Source organism: Allobosea sp. P4_E12, assembly GCF_056401655.1.
In genome coordinates this window covers 110,315-136,678 of record NZ_JBFUIY010000011.1, presented here as the reverse complement: position 1 = coordinate 136,678, position 26,364 = coordinate 110,315, and the positions used below count along the sequence as shown (strand labels likewise).

The window sequence follows — 26,364 nt, the reverse complement described above, 5'->3', positions numbered from 1 at the left end:
CTCGCGCACGGCCTCCGGGGGGCCGGCAAGCGGCCGCGATAAAGGATGTGGGCTATGGGTCTGAGTATTCTGATTTCGCTTCTGATCACGATTCTGGTGATCGGTCTGGTGCTTTATCTCGTGCGCATGCTGCCGCTCGATGCCCAGATCAAGAACATCGTCCAGATCATCGTCATCATCATCGGCATCATCTCGCTGCTGCGCTATCTCGCGGTTTTCTGAGCGCCAGCGCGGGTCGATTGACGTGCGCTGAGCACTGATCCACTCTCCTATCGGTCAAAAGGGCCCGGACGACTCCGTCATGGGCCCTTTTCCGATTCGAGAGCGTCGCGATGAATTCGCAGAACCGGACCACCCATATCCGCCTGACGTCGCATCCCGAGCCTGGCAGTGCGGCGACGCGCTTCCCGATCCGATGGGGTGCGGAAACCGCCGTCGAGCGCGGCCCGGTCATTGCCTCGACCACCAACCCGGCTGACCGCAACGTCATAGGAGCCCATGGCGGCTCCTACTCGGTCTATCGTGCGCTTGCGATCTCGGCGCGCGCCATGAATCCGTCGCAGCGCCCGGACCTGACGAACACGCAGCCGACCACCGACATTCTGCCGCGGCCGCAATGGGCTGAACCCGGCAAGATCGTCTCGCTGGACCCTTACGGCCATCGGGTCGCACAGGATTTCGGGCGACTGATTGCCGAGGGCGTCGATATCCGGCCCACCATCGCCATCACCAAGGCGCGGCTGAACCTGCCGGAGATTCTCGCTGCGATGGCTGGCCACAGGCTCGCCGCCGATGAGGGTATCCTGCACAAGTCCGGCGATATCAGCGTCACCAAGATCGCCATCGACCCGGTCTGGCACCTGCCGGGCATTGCCGAGCGCTTCGGTACGTCGGAGCAGGAATTGCGCCGCACGCTGTTCGAGCAGACCGGCGGCATGTACCCCGAACTCGTCACCCGGCCCGATCTGCACGTCTTCCTGCCGCCGATCGGCTCGATCACCTGCTATGTCATCGGCGATATCTCAGCGATCATCGATCCGAAGCGCAGGGTTGCCTGCCGTGTCCATGACGAATGCAACGGCTCGGATGTCTTCGGCTCCGATATCTGCACCTGCCGGCCCTATCTCGTGCATGGCATCGAGGAGGCGGTGAAGGAGGCGCAAGGCGGCGGCGTCGGCCTCATCGTCTACAACCGCAAGGAGGGCAGGGCGCTTGGCGAGGTCACCAAGTTCCTCGTCTACAATGCCCGCAAGCGCCAGGAGGGTGGCGATTCCGCTGCGACCTATTTCGAGCGCACCGAATGCGTTGCCGGCGTGCAGGATGCCCGCTTCCAGCAATTGATGCCGGATGTGCTGCATTGGCTCGGTGTCACGCGCATCGACCGGTTGATGTCGATGTCGAACATGAAATACGACGCCATGGTGCAGTCGGGCATCGAGATCGGCGAGCGCGTTGCCATTCCGCCGGAGCTGATCCCGCCCGATGCCTCGGTCGAGATCGAGGCCAAGAAGGCAGCCGGCTACTACTCGCCGGAGGGCACGCCTGGCGACAACACGCTGAAGGCGACCGTCGGTCGCGACCTCGACAAGTTCTGAGAGCACCAGCCAGCCATGTCCGACCGTGACCCCGAGGCCGTCCGCCGGCTCCTGAAGCCCGCCGCAATCCGTGAGCGGGCGCAGGAAATGCTCCAGCTCGGCCTTGAGGGCCGCCTGCTGCATTTCTCCGTGCATCCCGAGCGGCTGGCGGCCTGCGCGGACTATGTCCTCGAGACGATCCGGGCAAATTATCCGACGCTGGACATCCCCTTCCACGCGCGCTGGCGCCATTTCGTGGTCGGAGGCATGGATCGCTGGAGCATGCTTGAGCGCGGGGCGCATTTCCCAGATGCCGGAGCGCGCGGCCGCGCGGCCTACGATCTCGCGGTCGTCAGCGTTCTGCTCGATGCCGGTGCGGGGCCCACCTGGAGTTATCACGACAGGGTGACGGGCAAGCCGATCAGCCGATCGGAAGGGCTGGCGCTCGCCTCGCTCGACATGTTCGCTGCGGGGCTGTTCTCGAGCGACGCGGCGGACTCGCTACGGGCCGATTCCGAGGCCCTGAAGCGGCTCGACACCGAGGCACTCGCCGCCGGTTTCCAGGCCGGACCGGCCAATCCCCTGCTTGCGCTCGAAGGGCGGGCCGCATTGCTGAACCGACTCGGCGAGGAACTCGAACGCCAGGGCCTGACACGGCCGGGCGACCTCTTCGATCGCTTCATCGAGACGGCGTCGGGCGGCTCGATCCGCGCCGCCCACATCCTGGCCGAGGTTCTTGGCACCTTCGGCGGCATCTGGCCGTCACGACTGACGATCGCAGGAATTGCCCTGGGCGATACCTGGCGTCATCCGCTGATCGCTCCGGATCTCTCCACGGCCGGACTCGTGCCGTTCCACAAGCTCTCGCAATGGCTCTCCTATTCGCTGATCGAACCGCTGCAATGGGCCGGCATCACCGTCGTCGATATCGATGATCTCACCGGCCTGCCCGAGTATCGCAATGGCGGGCTGTTCCTCGACGTGGGCGTGATCACGCTCAAGCATGCGGATGATGCGGCGCGCAGTCACGACGTCGCGTCGCCGCTCGTGGTCGAATGGCGGGCGCTCACGGTGGCCCTTCTCGATGAGTTGGGTGTGCTCATTCGGGAGCGGCTTGATCGCTCGCGGGACGAACTCCCGCTCGCCAAGATCCTCGAGGGTGGGACCTGGGCTGCCGGACGGCGCATCGCACGAGAAAAACGCGGGGATGGCGGGCCGCCCTTGACCATCGTCAGCGATGGCACGGTATTCTGAGACCGTGCTGCCGTGAGCAGCAGCCTTCGCCTGGGGCGAGGGCTCATGAGAACGATGAGGGGTAGAGCGTATGACCAGGCATTCCGACGGCGTCACCGTGGTCGACCATCCGCTGGTCCAGCACAAGCTGACGCTGATGCGGGAGAAGGATCGCTCGACCAAGAGCTTCCGGCAGCTCCTGAACGAGATCGGCATGCTGCTCTGCTACGAGGTCACGCGCGACCTGCCGACCGAGTTGATCGAGATAGAGACGCCGCTGACCAAGAGCATGCAGCCGATCATCGCCGGCAAGAAGCTGGTCTTCGCGCCGATCCTGCGCGCCGGCGTCGGCTTCCTCGATGGCATGCTGGAACTCGTCCCGGCTGCCCGCGTCGCTCATATCGGGCTCTATCGCGATCCTGATACGCTCCAGGCGGTCGAGTATTATTTCAAGGCCCCGTCCGACATTGCCGACCGCATGATCGTGGTCATGGACCCGATGCTGGCCACGGCAAACTCGGCCGTGGCGGCGATGGATCGGCTGAAGGAGCGCGGTGCCAAGGACCTTCGCTTCGTTTGCCTGCTGGCATCGCCGGAAGGGGTCGCACGCCTGCGCGGTGCTCACCCGGATGTGCGCATCTGGACGGCTGCGATCGACGAGCGCCTAAACGAGCACGGCTATATCGTGCCGGGCCTCGGCGATGCCGGCGACCGCATGTTCGGCACGCGCTGACGCATGGATTGAGGCCCGCCCCATTGCTGGAGCGGGCCCGATCTGAAGAGCGGCCGGGTCTCGATATAAGGTCGCCCTTCGGATCGTTTCGATCACCGGTTATTCGATCACCTGGACGATGCGGCGAGTCTGCGGCTCGACCAGGACGGCACGGTTGTTGATGACCGTATAGCGATAGTTCTGAGCGCCGTATTCCGTCGGCACCTGGCGGTAGACCACGCCCCGCTCCGGCAGGACCGTGCCGACGGCAACGGGTTCGGCATAGGTGTAGGACGGGACCTGCTGCTCGACGACATACTGGCGGAAGCGCGGTGTCGTCGCGTCGCCGATGATCGCACCGACCACCGCGCCGCCGACGCCGCCGACAACGGCACCGACCGGACCGCCGACAACCGCGCCACCGACGGCGCCGCTCACGGCCCCGCTGGTTGCACCGCCGACCGCGCCGCCCTTCGGCGCTGTATCCGTCTGGGCAAAGGCCATCGCAGGAGTTGCAGCGATAGCAGCAGCAATAAGGAGCTTCTTGATCATTTTCATTCTCCTTCGAATTCGGGAAACTGGGAGGAGAACGATGTACTGCAGATTAGGTTCCGGAATTTCGAGGTAACGAGATGTGACTGACCGCGAAAGAACTCGCGATCAGTTCGCGATATCAACGACTAACGTCGATCACGACGTGGATTTCTCGCTTGCGAAGGTCGACGACTTCGGTCCTTCGCGGGGGGCTGTTCGGGGTGTCGAAGAGCTCGCTTACGGTCGCCTCTTCCGAGAGGAAGAGAAAATCGGCATGCGTGCCTGACTCGGGATAGGCGTCGATCGAATGCCAGGTGCTGCGATGCAGCAGGATGCCGGTTCGCTCGAGGCGGAAGGCACGCAGGTTGGCACCCGTCGGGAAATCTGCCTCGCGCGGTGCGACCACGAGGACGGAGGATGGTCCTCCCAGCGGCATCCGGGTTTCTGTGACATGAAGATGCCGTTCCATGACCCGCACGACGAAGGGGCGGGCGTGATAGCGCACGATCTGGAGCCTGGCCTCGCTCTCGGCGCTGAACGGCTTGATCCAGATGTCATAGCCCTCGCGCCCGGCATCGCGGGGCCCTTCCGGCGCAAGCAGCCGGCCATAGGGCGCGAAGGTCTCGGCGGTGAGAGGCTCGATGGTGAGGCTGATCGTCTCGGTCATGGCGCGATGCTATCGGTTCGGGGCCAAAAGAAAACGGCGGGCCGCTGGGCCCGCCGCCATGGAAGCCGATAGGGAGGGCGCTTACTTCGGCGCCGCCGCCAGGGTCGGGCTGAGCTTGTCGGCGTCACGCTTGATCAACGCGCCGAAGCCGGCGGGCGTGCGCTCCTCGGCGCTCGGCATCACGGTGCCGAGATCGAGCAGGCGCTTCTTGACGCCTTCGTCCTTCAGGGCCTTGTCGAGCGCATCGACGAGCCGGTCGACGACCTCCTTCGGCGTGCCCTTCGGCGCGGCGATGCCGTTCCAGGCCTCGATCTGATACTCGGGCAGCCCGGCTTCCTTGGTGGTCGGCACGTTCGGCAGGGCGGGCGAGCGCTCGGTCGAGGCAATCGCATAAGCCTTGATCGTATCGGCCTTGACCTGCTCGGCGACGCTGACGATCTGGTCGCACATGAAATCGATCTGGCCGGAGACGAGATCGTTGAGAGCTGGGCCCGTGCCGCGATAGGCGACGGCGTTCAGCTTCGGCACGCCAAGCTGACCCTTCAGCAACGTGCAGGTCGTCCATGAGACCGATCCGACGCCGGCATGGGCCTCGTTCACCTTGTCGGTGTTCGTCTTCACATAGGCGACGAACTCTTTCAGGTCCTTCGGCTCGAAATTCTTGCGGGCGACGATCAGGATCGGCGTGCCGCCGGCGAGGCCGATCGGCTGCATGCCGTTGATCGGGTCGTATTTCAGGCCGGGATAGGTCGCAGGCGCAGCCGAGAAGGTGCCGAGATGGCCCATCGCAATGGTGTAGCCGTCGGGCGTTGCGGTCAGGGCGCGGGTGATACCGGTCGTGCCGCCGGCGCCCGCCACGTTCTCGATCACGACCTGCTGGCCGAGTGTCTTCGACATGTTCTCGCCGACGATGCGGGCGATGATGTCGGTCGGGCCGCCGGCAGCGAAGGGCACGATCATGGTGATCGGCTTCTCCGGATATTTCGACTGTGCCTGCGCGCTGCCGGTGAGGGCGAGCGCAACTGTCGTAGCCAAACCAAGTACGAGTTTCTTCATGTGGATCCTCCCAGAGATCGGTGACGTAGCGTGATGGTGAAATGGATGGCGAGGCAACCCCGTCATTCGGTGAACACCTCGTCGCGCTTCTGGGAGATCGATGGCAGCAGAGCGACGACCAGAATGATCACGGCGACGGCCAGCAGGCCGCCGGAGATCGGCCGTTCGATGAAGGTCATGAACGAGCCGCGCGAGATGATCAGCGCCTGCCGCAGCTTCTCTTCCATCAGCTTGCCGAGCACGAAGCCGAGCAGCATCGGGGCTGGCTCGAAGCCGAGCTTGATCAGGATGTAGCCGAACAGGCCGAACAGCGCGGTGAAGGCGACGTCGACCGGCTGGTTGTTCACCGAGTAGATGCCGATGCAGCAGAAGATCAGGATCGCCGGGAACATCAGGCGGTAGGGCACCTGAAGCAGCTTCACCCAGACGCCGACCAGCGGCAGGTTGATGATCAGCAGCATCAGGTTGCCGATCCACATCGACGCGATCATGCCCCAGAACAGTTCTGGGTTCTTGGTCATGACCTGCGGGCCGGGGATGATGCCGTGGATGGTCATCGCGCCGACCATCAGCGCCATCACCGCATTCGGCGGGATGCCGAGCGTGAGCAGCGGGATGAAGGCCGTCTGTGCGCCGGCATTATTGGCCGATTCCGGACCTGCCACGCCTTCGATGGCACCGCGGCCGAAGCGCGAGGGGTCCTTGGCGATCTTCTTCTCGATCGTGTAGCTGGCGAACGGGCCCAGTACCGCGCCGTTGCCCGGCAGGATGCCGAGAATGCCGCCGATGGCGGTGCCGCGTACGACGGGCAAGAACGACTGCTTGATGTCGTTCCAGTCCGGCAGCAGGCGGCCGATCTTGGCGCGCACGACGTCGCGCGTCTCGGGATTCTCGAGGTTCCTCAGCACCTCGGCAAAACCGAACACGCCCATTGCAAGCACGGCGAAGTCGATGCCATCGGACAAAGGTGGGAAGCCGAAGGTCATGCGCTCCTGGCCGGTCTCGAGATCGGTGCCGATCGTCGAGAGCAGAAGGCCGAGCATGATCATGCAGAAGGCCTTGAGGATCGAGCCGCGCGCAAGCACGACCGCGAAGCAAAGCCCCATGACCATCAGCGAGAAATACTCGGCCGGGCCAAACAGCAGTGCGAGCTTGGTCAGGGGCGCGCCGAGCGCGGCGATGATCAGGGTGGCGACGCAGCCGGCGAAGAAGGAGCCGAGCGCTGCGGTTCCGAGCGCAACGCCGGCGCGGCCCTGCTTGGCCATCTGGTGGCCGTCGAGGGTGGTGACGACCGCGGTCGCCTCGCCGGGGATATTGACCAGGATCGCCGTGGTCGAGCCGCCATACTGGGCGCCGTAATAAATGCCGGCCAGCATGATCAGAGCGCCGACAGGATCGAGGCCGAAGGTGATCGGCAGCAGCATGGCGATGGTGGCGATCGGCCCGACGCCGGGCAGCACACCGATCAGCGTGCCGACGAGGCAGCCGGCGAAGGCGAGTGCGATATTCTGCAGCGAGAGCGCGACGCCGAAGCCGAGCTGCAGATGGGCAATCATTTCACTCATTGAATCAGATCCCCAACAGCCAGGGTGCCAGGGGGATCGGCAGACCCAATGCATATTTGAACAGCAGTGCGCAGAAGGTCGTCATGACGAGCGCGAAGATCACCAGCTCCTTGATCTTGCGATCATCCGCGGCCAGGCCGGAGATCAGCACGACGAGGGGGCCTGAAACGACGAGACCGAGCTGCGGGACCTTGATCGGCCCCAGATCGAAGCCACGAATGGTGAGGCCGAAGACGACCGCGCCGCCGAGCACGAAGATGACGCCGCGCCAGGACCAGCCCGAGAGCTTCTCGCCGTTAAAGCGCAGCGAACTCAGGGCCAGCAGCACTCCGAGCCCGGCGCATATCACGGCAAACGCCTTCGGCAGCATGCCCGGCCCGATCTGCCGCAGCGACCCCATCGGCAGATCGCTGGCGAGGAACAGCGCCACGGCAGCGAGAAGGATCATGAACAGCCCGGCGGCCAGATCCTGTTGCGAACGGACACGCAGCCCCTGCGCGCGTTCAATAGTGTTCAAGCTCATCAGGCTCCTCCAGTCTGCGGTCTGGCGGTCTGGGCCGCACGCTTCAGTTTTTTGACAGGCATTGTGAATGGCAGGACGTTTTTCTCGTCGATCAACGTCACGCTTTCGCGAAGGATGTTCAGAAAGTCGTCGCGCGCCGCGAGCTTCTGGTGCGGACGCCAGGCGACGCCGACAAGGGCGCCGGGCGGCGGCGGATCGAGCAATGCGCCACGCAGGCGGCGCATGGTCACGCCCGGAAAGGTCAGTCGCGAGACCCAGTCGGGGGCGAGCGCCATGCCGAGCCCCGCGGCGACCGCAGACATCATGGCAGGCTTTTCGGTAGCCTCGATCGTCACGTTCGGCACCGAGCCGACGCTTTCGAAATAGGCCATCACGAGATCATAGGCGAAGGGCCGGATCCGCTTGGACGGAACGACGAACGGCTCGCCGATCAGGTCGTTCATCGTCAGGCTCTCACGGGCGGCGAGAGGGTGGCTCTCGTTGAGCACCACGATCGGCCGTTCGACACGCAATATCTCGAAGGCGCAGTCTGTCGGCTTGCGTGGCGGACGTACGAGCGCGATGTCGAGCTTGCCGGCTTCCAGCATCTGGATCAGTGCCGCGGTCWTGGCTTCGACAAATTTGATCTCGATACCGGGATGGCGTTCGCGGAAGGCGACGAGAGCTTGCGGGACGAAGCTGGAGGAGGCGGCGTCGATTGCGCCGACCCGCAAGACCTTGCTCGAGGCGAGCGAGGCTTCGCGCACGGCGCGCGAGGCATGTTCCATCTTGACGAGGATGCCCTTGGCTTCCTCGAGCATCAGCAGGCCGGCGCGGGTCAGCGCGACCTGACGTGTCGTGCGCGTAAGCAGACTGACGCCCAGCTCGTCTTCCAACGTGCTGATCTGGCGCGAAAGTGCGGGTGGTGCGAGGCCAAGCCTTTCAGCCGCGCGGCCGAAATGCAACTCCTCCGCCACCGCGATGAAGCATCGCAGTTGCCGAACATCCATGACGATCGTCTGCTCCCCTCTGGCGTATCGCTTTTTGCGATATCTTCCAGCCTTCGCGGTTATGGCCTTTAGCGGCTGGTGCCGTGAAAGCGACCGTAGAGCAATTCATAATTTTTTGGCAACAAAGCCGTGGACCTAGCCGAGGCTTTCCTTGGGATGAGGGCCCTTGCGGCGCCGGAAGAGCCGTCCGTCGATCAGGGCGAGGCCGAGGAAGATCGCTGCCATGCCGAGGAAATGCCGTGGCAGCAGCGCTTCCCCGAGCAGCCCGACGCCAAGCAGGATGGCGCTGACCGGCACGAGGAAGGTCACCAGCATGGCGTTGCTGCCGCCGGCGCGCCGCATGATCTGGAAGAAGATGACATAGGCGAGCGCGGTCGAGAGCAGGGCGAGTCCGACCAACGCACCGATCGCGGCCTTGGATGGGAACGGGAGGAGCCATGGCGGGGCGAGGAGCAGGACCAGTGGCAGGGTCATGACCGTCGTGGCGCTGAGCTGGCCCGTTGCCGTCACCAATGGCGGGAGCTCGCGGAACCGGCGGCCATAGAGACCGGCAAAGCCATAAGAGAGAGCCGCCGCCAGGCAGGCGAGCTGCGGAAGCAGTGCATTGCCGAGCCCACTGATCACATCCGGGCCCATCAGGATGGCGACGCCGACGACACCGGCCAGCACGCCGGTGATCTTCAGTGGTGTGGCCTTCTCGTTGCTTCCGAAAAGATGAGCGACGACCACGCCGAAGACCGGGGTCGTCGCATTCAGGATCGCGGCGAGGCCAGCGCCGATCTGCGTCTGCCCCCAGAAGATCAGGCCGAAGGGGATGAGGTTGTTCAGCAGGCCCATGCCGAAGAAGGCGAGCCACATCCGGCCGCCCACTGCCATCGTCAGGCCAAGCGCGCGCACGGCGACATGGAGCACGGCTGCCGCAAGCGCGACCCGCGCCAGCACCACGGCGAGCGGCGGCCACTCCGTCACCGCGATCTTGGCGAAGAAGAAAGAGCCGCCCCAGAGCAGCGAAAGCACGAGCAGCAGGAGCCACTCGCGCGTGCCCATCGCGGGAGGCGGGGAGGCGGGAGAGGAGCCCATGGGGTCGGTCCTTGACGCGATCCTGAAACGCAGTTGCAGGATCGCTAGGGTGAAGTCAGGCGGGCCGCCACCCGCTTTCTGATCAGGCGGCTTCGGCGTCCCGTGCCTCCCACATCGCCTTGAAGGCAGGGCGGCCCTGGCAGACTTCGAGCCAGGCCTTCACATGCGGGACGGCGGCAAACAGCTCGGGCGCGCCGGTCTGGGCATAGCGAATGACTTCGGAGACATTGATGTCGACGACGGTGAAGCGACCGCCGACGAGATAGCCGTCCCTGGCGAGGGCATCGTTGAGCACCGCCAGAGGCGCGCGCAGGGCCTCTGCCGCGGCGTCGGCCAGTTTGGCGTCGCGCTCCGCCGGCGGCTTGGCAATGCGGTGATAGAGCGTGTTGAGCGCGTTGATCTCGCATTCGGTCGCGGCCCAGAGCGTCCACATCGCAGCAAGTCCCTCTTCCTGGACGTCTTTCGGCGCCAGCGGCCCGCCATGCTTGCGGGCGAGATAGAGGTTGATCGCGAGCGATTCGTGCAGGACGAAGCCGTCATCGTCGATCGACGGAATATGCCCGTTGGGGTTCACCTTCAGGAATTCGGCGCTGCGGGTATGAACCGGTGCGTCAGCCGCTTTGGGATCAGGCACCCGGCCGGCCTGGATCACAGGCACGTGCCTGAAGGAGAGGCCAAGCTCGTTGGCGAGCCAGATATTGCGCGTCGCGCGCGAACGATAGCACCCGTAGATCGTCAGGGTCATGAGGCAGGCTTTCAGGTTGGGGGTGGTCAGACGGTCTGGCGCAAGGTCTCGCGGGCGATGATCAGGCGCTGGATCTCGGAGGTGCCCTCATAGATGCGGGTGATGCGGGCATCGCGGGCATAGCGTTCGACGGGGAAGTCGCGGCAATAGCCGGCGCCGCCATGAATCTGGATTGCCGTGTCGGTGCAGCGATGCGCCGCTTCCGAGGCGAAGAGCTTGGCCATCGAGGCTTCCCGGGCGAAAGGCTCGCCGCGATCCTTCCGGGCGGCGGCGTCGAGGATCAGCAGCCGCGAAGCATGCAGGTCGAGCTCGCGGTCGGCGATCATCCATTGCAGGCCCTGGAAGTCGCTGAGCGCCTGGCCGAATTGCTGCCGCTCCTTGGCGTAGGATTTCGCGGCCTCCATGGCCGCGCGGGCGATGCCGAGCGAAACGGCGGCGACGCCGATGCGCCCGCCGGCCAGCTCGCCGACCGCAACCCGGAAGCCGTCATTCTCCCGACCCATCAGGTTCGAGGCCGGGATGCGTGCGCCCTCGAAATGGATGGTATTCGTGGCCGAGCCGGTCTGCCCCATCTTCTTCTCGGCCTTGCCGACGCTGACGCCCGGCGTGTCGGCCGGAACCAGGAAGACCGAGATGCCCTTGCCTTTCGGTGCGTCGGGGTCGGTCACGGCCCAAACGACGAAGAGGCCGGCATATTCGCCGCTGGTGATGAAGATCTTCTGGCCGTCGAGCACATAGCTGTCGCCGTCGCGGCGCGCCCGCATCCGCATGCCCGCGGGGTCCGAGCCCGCTCCGGCTTCGGTCAGGCAGAAGGCGCCGGCCGCATAGGTGCCGTCAGCGAGCTTCGGCAGATAGGCGGTCTTGTGCGCGGCCGAGCCGACCGCCTGGATGACCTCTCCGACCATATTGGTCACCGAGGTCGTGACCGCGGTCGAGGCGCAGGCGGCCGCGAGTTCCTCCAGTGTCAGCGCGAAGGCGACCGTGCCGGCCTCGCTGCCGCCGAACTCGCCGCGGACATTGAGCGCCATGAAGCCGTTTTCGGCGAGGGTCTTCAGATTGGCCAGGAATTCGCTGCGACCCTCGCCGCGATCGAGAGCCTCGGCCAGCGGCGCCAGCCGGTCGGACGCGATTTTCCGGGCGGCTTCGCGGATCAGTCCTTCCTCGTCGCTCAGCGCGAATTCCATGCTGCCCTCGTCGTTTCGTGCACCGACCTTAGAGGGCCGGCACTGAACCGCCAACCGGCGTGATCGGCTCGTTCCTGCGAAGATGGACGCGCGTTCCCGCACATGCGCTCCGGTCACGGAGATGGGGGTTGACGCGATGAGCCTTCGGGTGCATCTCGGCCTCGCTGCAAGCCTTCCGGCGGCAGTTTCACAGGAACCCCGACCCAATGCCAACCGACAGTCCCAGTCGACAGTCGATGCCGTCTGACGCCGCTTCGCGCGCCTGACCGGGGAAACCGGCTCGCCTGCGATCGGCCATGACGGCCGATCAAAGGATACGAGCTATGAATGCCGTTGCCACCGCACCGGAGCGGGATCTTCTCGCTGCAACCCTCGCCCAGACGCTGGCGCGGGACCATATCGCCGACATTGTCGAAACCCTGAACGACCAGGACGTCGAAACGGTTGCCGCCGTGCTCCTTGCCTTGCCGTTCGAACGGGCCGTCGAGGTCCTGGACCAGCATGAACTGACGGCGGCCTCCGAAGCGCTCGGCTTGATGCCGGAAGCGCGCGCGGCGCAGTTCCTGTCCGCCATGTCGGCGGACCGCGTCGCCGACGTGGTCCCGGAATTCGACGAGCCGTTGCGCCTGCGCCTGCTCGGCCGTGTCGACCACGACACGCGCGCGACGCTGAATCGCCTGCTCGCCTATCCCGAGCAAAGCGCGGGCTCGATCATGACGACGGAATTCGTCAGCGTCCCGGCCGACTGGACCGTCGCGCGCACGCTCGATTACATCCGGCATGTCGAGCGTACGCGCGAAACGATCTATGCGATCTATGTCCTCGATCCCGCGACCGGGAAGCTGGTCCGCGCCGTTTCGCTGCGCCGGCTGATCAGCGGCGATCCGCAGGCGCTCGTCGCCTCTGTCGTGCCCGAGATGAAGCCGATCAGCGTGACGCCGGAGGTCGACCGGGAAGATGTCGCGCGGCTGTTCACGAAATACGACCTCCTTGCCGTTCCCGTCATCGATGCTGGCGAGCGCGTCATCGGCATCGTCACGGTCGACGACGTCATCGATGCGATGATCGCGGAGACGACGGAGGACGTGCAGAAACTGGGCGGCATGGAGGCGCTCGACGAGCCCTACAACGAGATCAGCTTCGGCCGGATGATCCGCAAGCGCGCCGGCTGGCTCAGCATCCTGCTCATCGGCGAGATGCTGACTGCCTCGGTGATGCAGCACTATGAAGGTCAACTCGAGAAGGCGATCGTGCTGACCCTGTTCATCCCGCTCATCATGAGCTCGGGTGGCAATTCCGGGTCGCAGGCCACCTCGCTGCTGATCCGGGCGCTGGCGTTGCGCGAGATCAAGCTGAGCGACTGGTGGCGGGTGGCGCTGCGTGAGATTCCGACCGGCCTCACGCTTGGCGCCATCCTCGGCGCCATCGGTGTCGTGCGCGTCATCGCCTGGCAGAAGCTCGGTCTGTACGATTATGGCGAGCACTGGGCCCTGATCGCGGCAACCGTCGGCGTGGCTCTGCTCGGTATCGTCACCTTCGGTTCGCTCACCGGCTCGATGCTGCCCTTCATCCTCAAGCGCCTGGGTTTCGACCCGGCGAGTGCTTCGGCTCCCTTTGTCGCGACCCTGGTCGATGTCACCGGCCTGATGATCTATTTCGGGGTGGCCGCGATGATCTTGAGCGGCACCTTGCTTTGAACGCCCGCTGCAGGACGGGCACGGCTCCATCATCGGACCGGATCTCGTATCCGCTCCGATGATGTAAGCCTTCCGTGCTCGCATCGGCCTTCCCCGAAAACCGCAATCCCCGTCCCGGGGCGATGCCTTAGCCGGCGCGTCCGTTCTGCACCGCGACCGTGGTGGCGGGCCCGGGCTGCCTGAGCTTCTCGATCTGGCGTTGGTGGTCCTTGAACTCGCTCAGTGCCGTGCCGCCCAGGCTGTGATTGCTCGGCAGCTTGACCTTCATCGGATCGACGAAGTGGCTGTTGATCGTCACCTCATAATGGACGTGAGGTCCGGTCGAGAGGCCCGTCGTGCCGACGGTGCCGATGATCTCGCCCATGCGGACAGTGGCTCCGGGTTTGATCTGCGAGCCGATATTGGCCATGTGGTTGTAAGCGGTGGCGTAGCCGTTCGCGTGCTCGATCTCGACGCGGTTGCCGTAGCCGGCATGCGGGCCGGCGGCGACCACCTTCCCGTCACCTGCAGCCATGATCGGCGTGCCGCGGGGCGAGGCCCAGTCGACGCCGCTGTGAAGGCGTGAATAGCGCAGGATCGGGTGACGGCGCATACCGAACGGTGAGCTGATGCGTCCGATCTGGACCGGCCGGCGCAGCAGGAGCTTTCGCAGCGAAAGCCCTTCTTCGTCGAGATAGTCGACATCCCCGGTCTCGGGCGAAGCGTAGCGATAGACGCGGTGGGTCTCTCCCTCCGCCGTCAGGGCGGCATAGAGCAGCTCACGGCGGCCGGTCGAGGCGGCCTCGTCGTCGCTGAAGATCATCTCGAGGCGATCGCCGACATTCGTTCGCTGCTTGAGATCGAGATTCGATGCGAAGATGCCGACGAACTCGTCGATGAGTTCACGCGGTACCTGACTCTTGACCGCGCTGGCATAGACGCTCTGGAAGAGGGTGGCGCGCTCGCCGCTGTCCTCGTCGTCGTCATCGCTGCTGTCGTCAGCTGGATTGTGGTGCGCGTCATTCTTGGCCACCGCGACGAACCGGCCGCCATCATCTGCCGCAGCGATCTCTTCCGGGCCGGTTTCGTCGAAGAGAATGACGCGCTGGATGGTTTGGCCGCTGCCCTCCGGTGCGATCAGGAGGCGCAGATGCTGGCCTTCCGGGAGCTCCGCCTTCGCGCGCTTTCCGAGTGCGGCGACGATGGCCGCGACCCGCCGGTCGTCTGCGCCATTGTTCTGGAGGATGGAGGCCAGGGTGTCGCCATGGCCGAGCATGATGTCGCGCTCTTCGAACGGTCCCGGAGAGCCGGTGCGCACAGGAATATTGGTGACGTTCTCCGGGATGATTCTGACATCCAGAGAGCCGAATGCCGGTGAGCCGAGGGGAGCCGCCTGCTCCGTTTCGGTTTCCCCGGCCAAGCGAAGGGTGCGCGAGAGAATGCGCTGGTTCGAATACTCCAGCGGCAGTTGCGGTTCCGATCCGGAGAGGCGGAGCAACTCGGCAACCTGCTCGGCGGCGGCAGTATCGGAGAGGCCGGGCTCGGTGCCTGTCGCCGCCTGATCGGATAGATCGCGCCTCACGACCGACACATCGGCATCAGCGGGATCGACTGCCGCCTGCGGAGCAGCCTCTCGACCGGCGCTGGGCGGAGAGCTGAGCGATTCGAGGTCGGGCATGTTGGGAGCAGCTATCGCGAGCGGCGAGAGTTCCGCGGCGACATGGACGAGCGCATGGACCTTGGTGATTTCGCGCGCGCCGACCGTTTCGGTGAGCGGCGCACGGAAATGACGCGCCGTGCCGATCGAGAACCCGCGCTGCACAAGCAGGTCGCCCTTGCGGGCCGAACCGTTTGCACTGGTGCCGCGCGGCAAGGCCGTGACGGCCCGTTCCGGGCTTCGCGTGGCGGGGCTATCGGCCTCGGAAACCAGCAATGACCAGGTCAGCAATCCGGCTCCGACCAGCCCCAGAAGCAGGCTGGCCGAAAGCCACCGTCCCGAGAAGGCGGCGTGATCGCGCAGCGGCATGGGGCTCGGGCGAGGCGCAAAGGGATCGGTCAGCGCATCGGCGTTTTCGTCGTAGAACGGGCGCAACACCACTCCGTCGGTCGGAACTCTTCGCGACTCTGCCTGCGAGAACGGGGTGCCTCCCTATGTGCGGCGGGAAGGGGCGAAACTATGACGGCAGAAACTTTTCACCCGCGGCCCGTCAGCGCATGCGCGTTCGAGGCTGTTCGAGGATCGTCGTGAACCGGTGACGTTCCGCTGGTCGTCATCCCCGGCCGGGATGGCGATGAGCCCGAATCAGGACGTCTCTCGGTCTTCCTCGACACGGTTGCGCCCCGCGGCCTTGGCGACATAAAGCGCGCGATCGGCGGCTGTGACGAGCGCAGGCCAGCCTCCGTCCTGGTTTTCTCTTCGGGCGACGCCGAAACTCGCGGTCACCTCGATGCTTTGCCCCGTTTCCAGCGTGAAGGGGGAGGCCTGCAGAATCGTCCGGAGCCGCTCTGCGACGTCGACCGGCGATTCGACGTGTGGATCCATCAGGAGGATGGCGAACTCCTCGCCGCCAAAGCGGGCAATGACGTCGTCGCGCCGCAGCGCCGAGCGCAGGCGCTGGGCGGCTTCCTTGAGGATCGCGTCTCCCGCGGCATGGCCGAATCGGTCGTTGACGTCCTTGAAGTAGTCGATGTCGAGCAGGATCAGACCGATACCCGTCGGGTCGGCTTCCCCGTCATGGAGGTGAGCGACCAGCCGCTCCAGGGCGCCCCGGTTCAGCACGCCGGTCAAGCCATCGGTGTCGGCCCGTTTCCTCAGCTTTTCCGTCAGTGCCGCGCGTTCGTTGTCCAACGTGTTGCGCTCGATCAGCCGCCGGCGAAGCGTATCGAGCGCCAGGAAGAGGCTGCGCATCTCGCCCCGCATGCCCCGACCGTCGATGGGCTCCTGCACGGCTCCGTCGGCGAGGGCAAGGACGTGGCTGCGGGCGCGCAGCAAGGGCCGGAACAGCAGGTTCTGGCTGGCGACGAGCAGCGCGAGTTCGATGATGAGCGCAAGGCAGGTCGCGGCCACGACGGCGATGAGGGACCGCAGAGCGACGTTGCGCTCCATCTGCAGATGCTCGACGGTGACATCGAGATAGGCGTCGCGAAGCTGCTCCAGCGGTGCGAATGTCGGCACGATCAGATGGGTGAAGCTGGTCGGGGTGACGCCAAAATCGCCGGATTGGCCTGCTTTGAGCGTTCGCTCGAGCAGCGCCATCCCGTTCCCAAAGAAGCGCTCGACGACCGCCTGGTGCGCAGCGGCGACTCGCGCATCGTCGCTCGCCCCGGTCTGTTGCCCGGCGAGATCCCACAAGGCGAGCACCCGCCCCCGGCTCAGCTCGAACGCGCCCCTGCGGTCGAGATCGATCTGCAGGCCGCTGGCCATCGGGATGACCAGATGGGAGCCGAGCCGCCCGGCATATTCGCGCAGCTCGCTCAGCATGCGCGCGACCATGGCGTGGCCGACGAGATCGGTCTCGCCAGCCAGGAGGCCGGTCATGACCATGGACAGCATCGGCTGGGCCGCATCGAAGACGCCGAACATGGTCTCGACCGCCTGCTCGATCTCGGCATTGCTGCGCCCTGACAGCGGGCGGCTGGCGAGAGCGTCGACTTGCTGCCGGGCCGAGGCGAGCGTCTGGACCAGGGCATCCAGCGATGGCTTGAGTTGCGCGGTCTCGGAAATCCGCGCCAGCGCGGCGTCGGTCTCGGCGCGAAACGCGATCAGCCGCTGGCGGGAAGGGCTGTCGAGCGACGGCTCCTCGCCCAAGACGCTGTTCGTCGGCCCCCGTTCAGCAGTCAGCCGATTGGCCGCGTCCAGGGCGAACCGGAAGGCCTGCAGCTTGGAGAGATTGTCGCGACTGGCGTCCAGATCGCTGTAATAGCTGGCGATGAGTGTCAGGCCGAGGGCCAGTGAACAGGCCATGACCAGGATGATCGCGGCCCAGAACCGGTAGCTCAGATTGGGATGCTCTGAGCCAGGGCGGTCTGCGGCATTTCTTCCAGCGGGAACCATGGCAGACAGAATTTACTCGCATCACCCATGGGAAACTGCCCAGGGGGCGGATATTCCGCTCAGAATATCGCCGCAAGAGGAAAGTCCAGGCGGACCGATCCGGGGCCGGTGCCTTCGGAGGCAGAGTTGCTCCGAACGTCAGAGCTTAGGCGCGCAAGACGACATCAAAGTAAAGGGCATGCGGGGCAGCTTCCGCTGCGACAAGGCGGCGCGCCCCGAGATGTAAACCGAAGGCGCGCGGGCCTCAGCCCGCCAGGACGCGCTGCGGCGGGAAGGTGATCTCGACCAGCGTGCCTTCCTTCTTGACGCTGGTGATGGTCATCGCCGCGCGGTTGGCTTCGACCAGCGCCTTGGTCAGCGGCAGGCCCAGGCCCGTGCCTCCGGCGCGTCGCGTCGTTGGCACCTGGCGGAACGGCTCCAGCGCCATTGCGATTTCGCTGTCGTCCATGCCGATGCCGGTATCGCGGACCCGCAGGATCGCCTCGCCCTGATCGCCGAGGGCCGTCGAGACGATGACCTGCCCGCCGGCATCGGTGAACTTCACCGCATTGGAGAGCAGGTTGATCACGATCTGACGGATCGAACGCTGATCGGCCACGACCGGCGGCAGCTTGGGCGAGAGCCCGGAGCGCAGCACCACGCGCCCACGTTGAGCCTCCGGCTGCAGCAGATTGACGACGGACAGCGCGATCTCGTTCAGATTGACGCTGACGAAGTCGAGATCGAGCTTGCCCGCCTCGATCTTGGCGAGGTCAAGCAAGTCATTGACCAGGCTGATGACGTAGCCGCCCGACTGGTGGATGTCGCGCAGGTATTCCTTGTAGCGTTCATTGGCGATGGGCCCGAAGCGCTCCTCGGCCATGACCTCGGCGAAGCCGATGATCGCGTTCAGCGGCGTGCGGATCTCATGGCTGATCTTGGCAAGCACGTCCGATTTCTGGGCGCTGGCCTTCTCGGCCGCCTTGCGGGCCTCGACCAATTCGCCTTCGGTCTTCTTCCAGGCGGTGATGTCGCGCAGCACGGCACAGAAGCGTCGCTCTGCGCCGTCGGCGATCTGGCCCATGGTCATGAACAGCGGAATGCGGCCGCCCTGACGCACGCGCGCCATGACCTCGCGCCCGTCATTCATCACCGAGGCGACGCCGCCGCCCTTGAGGCCTTCGAGGTAATCGAGGGCAGGAGCGTGGCTCTCCGGAGCGAAGAGCAACGTGAACAATTCGCCTGAGACCTCCCGCTGGTCGTAACCGAACAGGGCCTCCGCGGTCTTGTTGAGCGAGAGAATGCGGCCGCGCTCGTCGACGGTGACGACGCCGTCGGTCGCGGTATCAAGCACCGCGATCATCTCGCTGATCCGGGCTTCACGGGCGTCGATGTCGAGCCGCAACGCGTCGACGCGCGCCGCAATCTCGGCCTCCTCGGCCTCGAACTCGGCTGCGAGTTCCGCTTCCTCAGTCTCTTCCTCGGTCAGGACCTTGACCTCGCCGCCGCCATCGGGATGACGGAAGGCCATCAGCGTCGCGGGCTCGCCTTGCCATGAGACGCTCGACAGGCGGGCATCGACACTGACGAGATGGCCCGTCCGATCGACCAGGATCATGGTGCCGCCATCGGAGCGGGCCGCTCCCTTGATCATGCGGCTGATGCCGCCGCCGGACGTCAGGTCGGCGAGATCGGCGTAGTCGAGCAGATCGAGAAGCGTGCGATTGGCATAGAGCGGTTCGTCACCGCGGTTGACCAGGACTGCAACGGGCAGGCGGTCGAGCACATCGGCATGCGAATTCGGCAGGCGTTGCCGCGCCGCAGCTGCGGAGGGGGCGTCGACCGACGGCACCGGCTCGGAAACGAAGGACGCTTCCGCCGCAGCGGGCTTCGATTCCGCTGCCGCCGTGTCGACCGGCTCCGTCGGCTCGGGTGCCGGCTGGCCAGGGCGGTCGGCTTCTTCGTTCAGGCGCAACGGGACCGCCGGTGGCAGCCGGGGCTCGCCTTCGTCGTCTCCGGCGATGCGGGCGCCGAGCGCCTTGGCGATCTCGCGGAAAGCATTGCGCTCAGCGGAGGTCAGCAGCGCCTTCGAAGGTTCGAGCAGCGGTCTGACCGTTGTGAGATGACCGTTGCGAAGCGGCACGACATTGGCGCCGGCCTCGTTCGGAGGCGGAGTTTCGGTGCGAGCCGCCGGTGTCGGCTCCGTGGCCGGAACGTCGATGCTCATCTCCGGGGCTTTGCCTTCGTCGGCGCTGTCGGCGGACACCGCGACGAGCGGCGCGGGACCAGGCTCATCGGAGGCTGGGGCAGGGGGGGGCGGCGCTGAAGCGGGCACGGGGCTGTCCGACGCATCGGTGGGCAGCGGGAATGGTTCGCGCTCGATCATGCGGGCGAGACCAAAACCACGGAAACCTGCAAGATCACGCTTCGCATCGAGGACGGGCACACCGGAAAGCTCGACCCGAACCCCTTCGGCGAGGCCGGCAGTCCGCCACAGGACCGGGTGTCCGCTCCAGGTGGTGGCGGAGGCCAGCCGCTGGATCAGACTGCCCTCGCGGTCGAGCAGATCGCGGTCGATCAGCTCGAGCCAGCTACGACCGATCAGGCCTGCGGCGGCATCGGTCCCGACGATCTCGGCAATATCGGGCGAAAGACTCGTGAAGCGGCCGTCAACGTCGCTTTGCCAGACGAAACGCACGGTCGCGCGCTTCGGTGCAGCAATTGCCGGCGCCGGAGCGGGAGAAGCGACGGTTGCGCCCGGGGCAGATGGCGCCACGACACGTGGAGCCGGCGGAACCGTAATGCCGAGTCGGCGCAGCTCCGACGGAGCGATGGCGATCGCGAGGATCTGTTGACCCTCTGGTCCCGTCAGCAACTTGCAGCCGCATGTCACCAGCGTGGCAGTGAAGCCGGGCGTCAGCCGGAGGCGTTCAAGGCGCAAATGATCCCGCGGAGCGAGCCCGCCGGCGAGCAGTGCCAGCCTGTTGCGCGTTGGTGTGGGCAATGATGTGCCATCGGCGTGCTGGCCGAGCAGTGCTTCGGCGCCCGCGTTGACAAAGCCGACCCGGGAAGTCTTCTGGTCCCAGAGCATCAAGGCGCCGTCCGCAATGAAGGGCGCCAGCGCTGCGTCTTTCGCTGCGTCTGTTCCCTGCATCGCCCAATCCTGCCCGGGTTCGCTCATTCCCATCCGCTCGTTCGGTCTGCGCCGATATGGCTAACAAAGCCTTAATAGCGGGCAAATGACTGCAAATCCATGGAACTGATGAAGGCTCTCCCGCGTCTGATCGAAACAGCGTTAACGTAGCGGGGTCACGCGATTGTCATTGCGCCGCAATAATGATATTGCAGTGCACAATCGAGTGGTAAACCAAGCCATCCACAGCCAGGAGGATAACCCATGACCGGCAAGACGCCTTATGAAGTGCCGACCGAGATGCGCGAGTTCGCCGAGCGCAGTGTCGAGCAGGCCCGCAAGGCCTTCGATGGCTTCATCGGCGCGGCCCACAAGGCAGTGGACGGTGCGCATGGTTCGGCCGAATCCGCACGCGTCAACGCTCAGGACGTGACCCGCAAGGCCATGACCTATGCCGAGAGCAACGTCGCCGCCGCCTTCGATCTCGCCCAGAAGCTGGTCAAGTCGAAGGACCTGACAGAGGTCCTGCAGCATCAGTCCGAATTCTTGAAGTCGCAGGTTGCGGCTCTCCAGGGCCAGCTCAAGGATCTGGGCGTTGCCGCCCAGGAGGTTGCGGCCAAGGCCGCCGAGACCGCCGCCAAGGCGACCAAGATGAAGTGAGTCGCCAGCGGCGCAGTACTGCGCCGCTCCACGCGACAAGGTCATTGGCGCCGGGCCAGGGCTCGGCGCCACCCGTTCGCTCGCTGAAGGAGGAATGACGATGGCTAAGCCTGCTCCGCCAAAGATCGGATCAAAGGCTCCGATCAGTCTCGCTTCCGTCAAGGCCCTCTCGGGCGACGCGCCGACTGAGTCGAAGGCCGCGCCAGCAATCCCGGCCGCGACCGGTCCGGTCGTCGGTGCGCCGCCTGCTGCTTTCGCTGCTGCAGTGGCCCCAACTCCAGTTTCCGCCCCTGCCAATCCTGCTCCAGCGCCTGCGGAGCCCGTCGCGGTTGCGCCGGTCAAGCCGGCTCCCGCGCCCGTCGTCGCCAAGCCTCCGGTCGCGCCGGTCCAGGTCGCGAGCGCTGTGCCGCCCGCCAAGGTCGCCGCTGTCCCGGCCTCCGCCCTGCCGTCTGCGGCCGTGAGCAAGCCGGTTGAGCCGCTGAAGAGCGCCGTCAAGCCTCCGGTTGCGCCAGTCCAGGCCGCCAGCGCTGTGCCGCCCGCCAAGGTCGCCGCTGCCCCCGTCTCGGCGCCAGTCGCGCCCGCTGCCAAGTCCGGGGTGGCGCGCCAGCCCGCAGCGGCTGCGGCCAAGGCCAAGCCGTCGACCAAGGTTCGCGTCGCAAAGCAGGTGACCAGAAAGCCGGCTGCCGCTGCCAAGGCAGTTTCGACTGCGGCCACCAGCCAGCCGGCCGCTATCCTCAAATCGGCCGCAGAAGTCGGTGCCGCCGCCGTAAAGACCGGCACGGAAGTCGTGAAGAAGGCGACGGCGACCGTCTCCGCAGACGTTCGGAAGCTTGCCAGCGCGGCCCCGCCGGTTGCGGCCGCTGTATCGCCGCTTTCGCGCCCACCGGAATTTGCGACGCTGACAGCTTCGACCTGGCTGGCTCAGATGCTCGCCGCTGCACGCGTGGTCGGCGCGCTGCAGGCAAAGGTTCTCGACCATGCCTGTACCGAGCTGAAAGCAGCATTGAGCGAGGCGGAGACGCTCGCCAGGACGGACAATCCCGCCGATGCGGTGGTGATTCACGCCAAGGCGTTGCGCCGTGGCTACGAGGCCTATTCCGCCCATGTGACGGATCTGGCACGCACCGCGCAGGCCGTTTTGCGGCGGGATTGAAGGGGCAAACGACGGCGCGCTGGATTTCGTGTGGTGCGGTGCATTTCGGCGGTTGCAATCGCGCCGCGACGGCACTAGGTTCCGCGCCGCCGGCCAGTTCGCATCCTTGCGCGGTCTGGCAGGGCGCCCGAAGGGCGCCGAGAGTGCCGTGCAGCCATAGCTCAGTTGGTTAGAGCGCTAGATTGTGGATCTAGAGGTCCCCCGTTCAAGCCGGGGTGGCTGTACCATTCCCCCCCGTTGAAAATCATCGATCGTGTCGGAGGCGTGTCCGGTTGGACTGGCCTCGCCTGTCGGGGCTCCGCGCGGATTTGAGCGACCCGACGCGTGGGCTCCCGGGCTCCCTTTCGAAGTCGCCGCGATTCGGGGCAGTGCCGTCCAGATGAAGCGGCGAAGCCGCTCCATCGTCGAAGCGGCCATGTGCGGCACATCCATCGCGGGATGGGATGTCAGCGCCCCAGTGGCCCTGATCAGCGGCCGGTGCGGGCCTTCAGGCGTTTTGGTGCCATCAACGTCCGCGCGCTTGTGGTGGGGCTCGGCACGGGCGCGTGGCGGGGCAGGGTGTCGGTGTCTGCCAAAGGCGTCGACATGCTGCGGCATCGGGCGAGGCCGATCCGCCGTCAACGCCCCCGCGGGATCTGCGCCGCAGCCGCCGTCAGCATCGGCTATCCCCCTGGTGCGGCGCGCGTCAAATAGACCGGCGACGCGCATTTCGATGGTAGCTCACAGGCGCCACATTCCGGACGCGCGAATCCCATTTTCGACTCGGGTGTCGGTGGTGTCGGTGATGTCATCGGTCCTTCCGTCGAAGTAGATGTGATGTTATCCTCCCCAGCGCTTGTTATCTTCAAAGTCCCGGGGACCTGAAATGACAAAAGTTAAACTTGCGATTTTCACAATGGCGACGGTCGGAATCGCCTTCACCGGTCTTGCCGCGACAACGGCTCCCGCAAATGCTGTCATTTATTGCAGCTATATCGGTTATCCCGCCGGGTGCGTCGCGCGGCCCGGCGTTCGTCTCGTAGCTCGGCCCGTTGGGGTCGGTGCCGTGACAGCGCCGCGTCCGGGCAATCGCAATGGTGGGGTCAACAGGGTCGGCGTCCGTCGCTAGCGCCTAATTCTGTTTTCACGAGCCATCAGAGCCTTCGCTGATCGTTCAGCAACCGCCGGGCGTTTTTGAACGCCTCGCGGTTGCTCAATAATCGGGGAGGGCTGTGCTCGTGTGCTGCCGCGCCTGAGCTCCCAAAGGGGTGCGTCAATTGGGTCGAGATGGGGCAATCGAACCGGAAGCGAAGCGGCGGATTCCGACGTTGAGCTCAGAGGTTCTCCCTCGATTCCAGATTGAAATGGCATAGCCCGAGATTGGATGTCCGGCTCTCGGATAGCGGACTTGAAGTTCGCTTCGCTCCGAATACAACTTGTGCAGCCGAAGTGGATCAGTCCAATGTTGTGGCGTCGCTCGTAAATGCCAAAAATGAGCGACGTCCCAGCCTCGCGCGCAGGCACGACAACAGGCCGCTTTTTCCGTCATCTGAGCTGAGAAAGAATAACGACTGGCGGATACTGAACTCGAGAAAACCTGCTGACGAGCTTTCGACGGTCTAGTCTGGCATCGCCTCCCATTCTCAATCTTTGGATAATGAAGGAACGAACCATGCGCAGCCTCGCCTTTGCCACCGCAGCTTTCATCGCCTTCGCCGCAACCGGTGCGAATGCACAGGTTGAGCTGAAAACCTACGCCGACGCGAACGGTTACATCGATGTCCAGAAACTGACCTGTGCCCAGCTGGCCGGTACTTTCCAGCAAGACGCCGATCTCCTGACGACGTGGTATAGCGGTTGGTACAATGGCCTTGGCAAAAAACACTTCATCAACGTCGCGCGGGCCAGGGAGGCCGAGCACGAGACCATTGTCTACTGCAAGGCCAACCCAAAGGTGACAGTCATCAAGGCGATGGGCCTGGTGTTCGACAAGATGCGCAAGGAGCGTGGCATCGTCCTCGCCAAATGATGCGGGTCGCGCACCGGCGCCGCTGATCGCCCTCGCGCGGCGTCGCGATTTGGCCGAGTGACGTCCTTCCGACGCTGCGCTTGTGGGCTGAGCTTTCGACGGTCTTGAACCCGTTGCTGGCGATTGCCATATCACCATCAAGCGGAAGGGCTTCGCCTTCCGCCTGCGGAGTGCTGCGCCAGCGGGCTCCGATCGACAGATGAGGCGCCTTTCGAGGGCTTCTGCATGACGCGTACGCCTAGCCTGTCCCATCCTTTCCTGCTTGGGTTCGATGATATCGAACGCGCGCTGGACCGGGTCGCGAAAGGCGCAAGCGAGGGATATCCTCCCTACAATATCGAGCGCATGCCGCGCACGGAGGATGAGCCGGATCGTCTCCGGATCACTCTTGCCGTGGCGGGGTTCTCGCGAGACCAGCTTGAGATCACGCTGGAAGAGAATCAGCTCACCATTCGTGGCCGACAGAGCGACGACAAGAGCAGGCAGTTCCTGCATCGCGGCATCGCGGCGCGTCAGTTCCAACGCTCCTTTCTGCTGGCTGACGGAATGCAGGTACTCGGGGCGGATTTGTCGAATGGCCTGCTAGCCATTGATTTGGTCAGGCCGGAACCGGAGCGGCTCATCAGGCGTATTGATATTATCAGTCGCGATTGAGCCCAAGGTCGGAACGAAGGCTTCGCGGTTGTGCTTTCGTTCATGATCTGGTGATCAACATAGGAACCGCCATTCGCACTGCTCAAAGGAGGGCGCGATGACTGAAGAGACCAATGTTATTCGCACGCCACCACTGACCCAGGCAGAATTCGCTGCCCTTGGCACGGGCGAAGTGGCCTATCTCAAGCCGATGAGTTCCGAGGAACTGCTGAGGATCTTTCCGCAGGCTCCGGAAATCGAGCCGGGCCTCAAGCTCTTCGCGCTGCTCTCCGCCGATGGTGCGCCGATCCTGGTAACCGATTCCCGGGAAGCTGCGACCGCCAATGCCTGGGAACACGACCTGCGGATGGTCAGCGTGCATTGAACTGCGAGCGTCAGGCGGTGGCGATTTCCGCCACCGCAGCCTGCAGTTTCGCAATGTCGAGCGGCGTCGAGAGCCGGTGATCGCCGTCCTTGATCAAGGTCAGCGTCACGGGATCGCCGCTCAGGTGTTCCACCAGCTTGATCGCATGCTGCCAGGGCACGTCGGGGTCCTGCATTCCCTGAAGGATATGGACGGGGCAACCCGTCTTGATCTCGCCGCCGAAGAGGAGATGGCTGCGGCCATCCTCGATCAGCGCCCGCGTGATCGGCGTCGGCTCCGGCGAATAGGCGGATGGGCGCTGCCAGACTCCGTCACGCAGGATCGTCTCGCGAATCGCTGTCGGCATCTGAGCCCACATCAGCTCTTCGGAGAAATCCACCGCGGGCGCGATCAGCACCATGCCGGCGGGAGCAAGAGCGGTGCCCCGCAGTCTCCGGGCCGCGAGCAGCGCAATCCAGCCTCCCATCGACGAGCCGACCAGAACCGGGGGCGCCGCGCAGCGCGCGGCAATGACGGCGAGCGTGTCCTCCAGCCAATGCGACAAGGTCCAGCGACCGAAATCGCCACCTGTCTCGCCATGTCCGGAATAGTCGAAGCGCAGGAAGGCGCGTCCGCTGCAGCTTGCCCATTGCGCGAGTGCGTCAGCCTTGGTCGCCCGCATGTCGGAGCGAAAGCCGCCGAGCCAGACGACGGGATGTCCCGTTCCCGGCTGCTCCAGAAAGGCGATGCGGCGGCCGTCCGCGCCGTTGCCGACATCAAGCCATTGCGGGGCAGGCTGCTCCACCTGAAATCTCCTGTGACGAATCTGTCCTGTCAGGGCA

At 65.1% G+C, this 26,364-nt stretch carries 23 protein-coding genes and 1 tRNA gene; 11 read left to right on the top strand and 13 right to left on the bottom strand.

What is annotated here, in order from left to right; genetic code table 11:
- The first annotated feature begins 54 nt into the window (after positions 1 to 54).
- The 4 genes from AC1DW9_RS16255 (at position 55) to upp (ending at position 3,540) form a co-directional block, all read left to right on the top strand.
- On the top strand, positions 55 to 222 hold the full coding sequence (locus tag AC1DW9_RS16255) for a Thivi_2564 family membrane protein (RefSeq protein WP_441488940.1): 168 nt from the start codon (positions 55 to 57) through the stop codon (positions 220 to 222).
- 110 nt (positions 223 to 332) lie between these two features.
- The gene (locus AC1DW9_RS16250) at positions 333 to 1,595 is read left to right on the top strand and encodes a GTP cyclohydrolase II (RefSeq protein ID WP_441506466.1); all 1,263 of its coding nucleotides are present in this window, start codon (positions 333 to 335) and stop codon (positions 1,593 to 1,595) included.
- Between the two features lie 15 nt (positions 1,596 to 1,610).
- Positions 1,611 to 2,828, top strand: coding sequence for a URC4/urg3 family protein (locus AC1DW9_RS16245; protein ID WP_476776303.1), 1,218 nt, complete (start codon positions 1,611 to 1,613; stop codon positions 2,826 to 2,828).
- A 70-nt stretch (positions 2,829 to 2,898) separates the two neighbouring features.
- Entirely contained in the window at positions 2,899 to 3,540 is a 642-nt protein-coding gene (upp, locus tag AC1DW9_RS16240; protein WP_441506468.1) for a uracil phosphoribosyltransferase, read from the top strand.
- Positions 3,541 to 3,639: 99 nt separating this feature from the next.
- On the opposite strand, the gene AC1DW9_RS16235 is transcribed toward upp, so the two are convergent.
- The 9 genes from AC1DW9_RS16235 to AC1DW9_RS16195 form a co-directional block, all read right to left on the bottom strand.
- Positions 3,640 to 4,071 (bottom strand): DUF1236 domain-containing protein, encoded by a 432-nt coding sequence (locus AC1DW9_RS16235; RefSeq protein ID WP_441506469.1) that lies wholly within the window; start codon positions 4,069 to 4,071, stop codon positions 3,640 to 3,642.
- Between the two features lie 121 nt (positions 4,072 to 4,192).
- The gene (locus AC1DW9_RS16230) at positions 4,193 to 4,720 is read right to left on the bottom strand and encodes an ureidoglycolate lyase (RefSeq protein WP_441506470.1); all 528 of its coding nucleotides are present in this window, start codon (positions 4,718 to 4,720) and stop codon (positions 4,193 to 4,195) included.
- Positions 4,721 to 4,801: 81 nt separating this feature from the next.
- Positions 4,802 to 5,776, bottom strand: coding sequence for a tripartite tricarboxylate transporter substrate-binding protein (locus AC1DW9_RS16225; protein WP_441506471.1), 975 nt, complete (start codon positions 5,774 to 5,776; stop codon positions 4,802 to 4,804).
- Between the two features lie 62 nt (positions 5,777 to 5,838).
- Positions 5,839 to 7,341 (bottom strand): tripartite tricarboxylate transporter permease, encoded by a 1,503-nt coding sequence (locus AC1DW9_RS16220; RefSeq protein WP_113518957.1) that lies wholly within the window; start codon positions 7,339 to 7,341, stop codon positions 5,839 to 5,841.
- Between the two features lie 4 nt (positions 7,342 to 7,345).
- Complete coding sequence (locus AC1DW9_RS16215) at positions 7,346 to 7,864, bottom strand: tripartite tricarboxylate transporter TctB family protein (RefSeq protein ID WP_441506472.1); 519 nt, start codon at positions 7,862 to 7,864, stop codon at positions 7,346 to 7,348.
- Positions 7,864 to 8,853, bottom strand: coding sequence for a LysR family transcriptional regulator (locus tag AC1DW9_RS16210; RefSeq protein WP_476855126.1), 990 nt, complete (start codon positions 8,851 to 8,853; stop codon positions 7,864 to 7,866). The genes AC1DW9_RS16215 and AC1DW9_RS16210 overlap by 1 nt, the downstream gene beginning before the upstream one ends.
- A gap of 135 nt (positions 8,854 to 8,988) precedes the next feature.
- Positions 8,989 to 9,933, bottom strand: a complete 945-nt coding sequence (locus tag AC1DW9_RS16205) for a DMT family transporter (protein WP_441506473.1) — start codon at positions 9,931 to 9,933, stop codon at positions 8,989 to 8,991.
- 82 nt (positions 9,934 to 10,015) lie between these two features.
- The gene (locus AC1DW9_RS16200) at positions 10,016 to 10,678 is read right to left on the bottom strand and encodes a glutathione S-transferase family protein (protein WP_476768159.1); all 663 of its coding nucleotides are present in this window, start codon (positions 10,676 to 10,678) and stop codon (positions 10,016 to 10,018) included.
- Positions 10,679 to 10,704: 26 nt separating this feature from the next.
- Positions 10,705 to 11,862 (bottom strand): acyl-CoA dehydrogenase family protein, encoded by a 1,158-nt coding sequence (locus AC1DW9_RS16195; protein WP_441506475.1) that lies wholly within the window; start codon positions 11,860 to 11,862, stop codon positions 10,705 to 10,707.
- A 323-nt stretch (positions 11,863 to 12,185) separates the two neighbouring features.
- On the opposite strand from AC1DW9_RS16195, the gene mgtE reads away from it, so the two are divergent.
- Positions 12,186 to 13,559 (top strand): magnesium transporter, encoded by a 1,374-nt coding sequence (mgtE, locus tag AC1DW9_RS16190; protein WP_441488951.1) that lies wholly within the window; start codon positions 12,186 to 12,188, stop codon positions 13,557 to 13,559.
- 127 nt (positions 13,560 to 13,686) lie between these two features.
- On the opposite strand, the gene AC1DW9_RS16185 is transcribed toward mgtE, so the two are convergent.
- The 3 genes from AC1DW9_RS16185 to AC1DW9_RS16175 all read right to left on the bottom strand — a co-directional run bounded on the left by AC1DW9_RS16185 (position 13,687) and on the right by AC1DW9_RS16175 (position 20,752).
- Positions 13,687 to 15,630, bottom strand: coding sequence for a M23 family metallopeptidase (locus AC1DW9_RS16185; protein ID WP_441506477.1), 1,944 nt, complete (start codon positions 15,628 to 15,630; stop codon positions 13,687 to 13,689).
- A gap of 210 nt (positions 15,631 to 15,840) precedes the next feature.
- Positions 15,841 to 17,502 (bottom strand): GGDEF domain-containing protein, encoded by a 1,662-nt coding sequence (locus AC1DW9_RS16180; protein ID WP_476776305.1) that lies wholly within the window; start codon positions 17,500 to 17,502, stop codon positions 15,841 to 15,843.
- A gap of 334 nt (positions 17,503 to 17,836) precedes the next feature.
- Positions 17,837 to 20,752, bottom strand: a complete 2,916-nt coding sequence (locus AC1DW9_RS16175) for a sensor histidine kinase (protein ID WP_441506479.1) — start codon at positions 20,750 to 20,752, stop codon at positions 17,837 to 17,839.
- Positions 20,753 to 20,968: 216 nt separating this feature from the next.
- Here AC1DW9_RS16175 and AC1DW9_RS16170 point away from each other — a divergent pair, with 216 nt between their 5' ends.
- The 6 genes from AC1DW9_RS16170 (at position 20,969) to AC1DW9_RS16145 (ending at position 25,543) form a co-directional block, all read left to right on the top strand.
- Positions 20,969 to 21,364 (top strand): phasin, encoded by a 396-nt coding sequence (locus AC1DW9_RS16170; protein ID WP_069877448.1) that lies wholly within the window; start codon positions 20,969 to 20,971, stop codon positions 21,362 to 21,364.
- Positions 21,365 to 21,464: 100 nt separating this feature from the next.
- Complete coding sequence (locus AC1DW9_RS16165; RefSeq protein ID WP_441506480.1) at positions 21,465 to 22,517, top strand: hypothetical protein; 1,053 nt, start codon at positions 21,465 to 21,467, stop codon at positions 22,515 to 22,517.
- Positions 22,518 to 22,667: 150 nt separating this feature from the next.
- Positions 22,668 to 22,744 (top strand) — tRNA-His (locus tag AC1DW9_RS16160).
- Positions 22,745 to 24,168: 1,424 nt separating this feature from the next.
- A complete protein-coding gene (locus tag AC1DW9_RS16155) occupies positions 24,169 to 24,525 on the top strand; it encodes an HdeA/HdeB family chaperone (RefSeq protein ID WP_441488956.1) in 357 nt (118 codons plus the stop codon).
- 225 nt (positions 24,526 to 24,750) lie between these two features.
- A complete protein-coding gene (locus AC1DW9_RS16150; protein WP_043233104.1) occupies positions 24,751 to 25,179 on the top strand; it encodes an Hsp20 family protein in 429 nt (142 codons plus the stop codon).
- Between the two features lie 97 nt (positions 25,180 to 25,276).
- A complete protein-coding gene (locus AC1DW9_RS16145; protein WP_441488957.1) occupies positions 25,277 to 25,543 on the top strand; it encodes a BQ00720 family protein in 267 nt (88 codons plus the stop codon).
- A gap of 10 nt (positions 25,544 to 25,553) precedes the next feature.
- Here the strand turns inward: AC1DW9_RS16145 and AC1DW9_RS16140 are convergent, their stop codons facing one another.
- Positions 25,554 to 26,327 (bottom strand): alpha/beta hydrolase, encoded by a 774-nt coding sequence (locus tag AC1DW9_RS16140; RefSeq protein ID WP_441506481.1) that lies wholly within the window; start codon positions 26,325 to 26,327, stop codon positions 25,554 to 25,556.
- Positions 26,328 to 26,364 lie beyond the last annotated feature (37 nt).

Coding starts and splice junctions, on each gene's coding strand:
- AC1DW9_RS16245 (WP_476776303.1), top strand. CDS start 1,611: ATGTCCGACCGTGACCCCGAGGCCGTCCGCCGGCTCCTGAAGCCCGCC.
- AC1DW9_RS16230 (WP_441506470.1), bottom strand. CDS start 4,720: ATGACCGAGACGATCAGCCTCACCATCGAGCCTCTCACCGCCGAGACC.
- AC1DW9_RS16145 (WP_441488957.1), top strand. CDS start 25,277: ATGACTGAAGAGACCAATGTTATTCGCACGCCACCACTGACCCAGGCA.
- AC1DW9_RS16205 (WP_441506473.1), bottom strand. CDS start 9,933: ATGGGCTCCTCTCCCGCCTCCCCGCCTCCCGCGATGGGCACGCGCGAG.
- AC1DW9_RS16255 (WP_441488940.1), top strand. CDS start 55: ATGGGTCTGAGTATTCTGATTTCGCTTCTGATCACGATTCTGGTGATC.
- AC1DW9_RS16180 (WP_476776305.1), bottom strand. CDS start 17,502: ATGGCCTGTTCACTGGCCCTCGGCCTGACACTCATCGCCAGCTATTAC.
- AC1DW9_RS16215 (WP_441506472.1), bottom strand. CDS start 7,864: ATGAGCTTGAACACTATTGAACGCGCGCAGGGGCTGCGTGTCCGTTCG.
- AC1DW9_RS16150 (WP_043233104.1), top strand. CDS start 24,751: ATGACGCGTACGCCTAGCCTGTCCCATCCTTTCCTGCTTGGGTTCGAT.
- AC1DW9_RS16250 (WP_441506466.1), top strand. CDS start 333: ATGAATTCGCAGAACCGGACCACCCATATCCGCCTGACGTCGCATCCC.
- AC1DW9_RS16170 (WP_069877448.1), top strand. CDS start 20,969: ATGACCGGCAAGACGCCTTATGAAGTGCCGACCGAGATGCGCGAGTTC.
- AC1DW9_RS16195 (WP_441506475.1), bottom strand. CDS start 11,862: ATGGAATTCGCGCTGAGCGACGAGGAAGGACTGATCCGCGAAGCCGCC.
- AC1DW9_RS16220 (WP_113518957.1), bottom strand. CDS start 7,341: ATGAGTGAAATGATTGCCCATCTGCAGCTCGGCTTCGGCGTCGCGCTC.
- AC1DW9_RS16200 (WP_476768159.1), bottom strand. CDS start 10,678: ATGACCCTGACGATCTACGGGTGCTATCGTTCGCGCGCGACGCGCAAT.
- upp (WP_441506468.1), top strand. CDS start 2,899: ATGACCAGGCATTCCGACGGCGTCACCGTGGTCGACCATCCGCTGGTC.
- AC1DW9_RS16165 (WP_441506480.1), top strand. CDS start 21,465: ATGGCTAAGCCTGCTCCGCCAAAGATCGGATCAAAGGCTCCGATCAGT.
- AC1DW9_RS16175 (WP_441506479.1), bottom strand. CDS start 20,752: ATGAGCGAACCCGGGCAGGATTGGGCGATGCAGGGAACAGACGCAGCG.
- AC1DW9_RS16155 (WP_441488956.1), top strand. CDS start 24,169: ATGCGCAGCCTCGCCTTTGCCACCGCAGCTTTCATCGCCTTCGCCGCA.
- AC1DW9_RS16225 (WP_441506471.1), bottom strand. CDS start 5,776: ATGAAGAAACTCGTACTTGGTTTGGCTACGACAGTTGCGCTCGCCCTC.
- AC1DW9_RS16235 (WP_441506469.1), bottom strand. CDS start 4,071: ATGATCAAGAAGCTCCTTATTGCTGCTGCTATCGCTGCAACTCCTGCG.
- mgtE (WP_441488951.1), top strand. CDS start 12,186: ATGAATGCCGTTGCCACCGCACCGGAGCGGGATCTTCTCGCTGCAACC.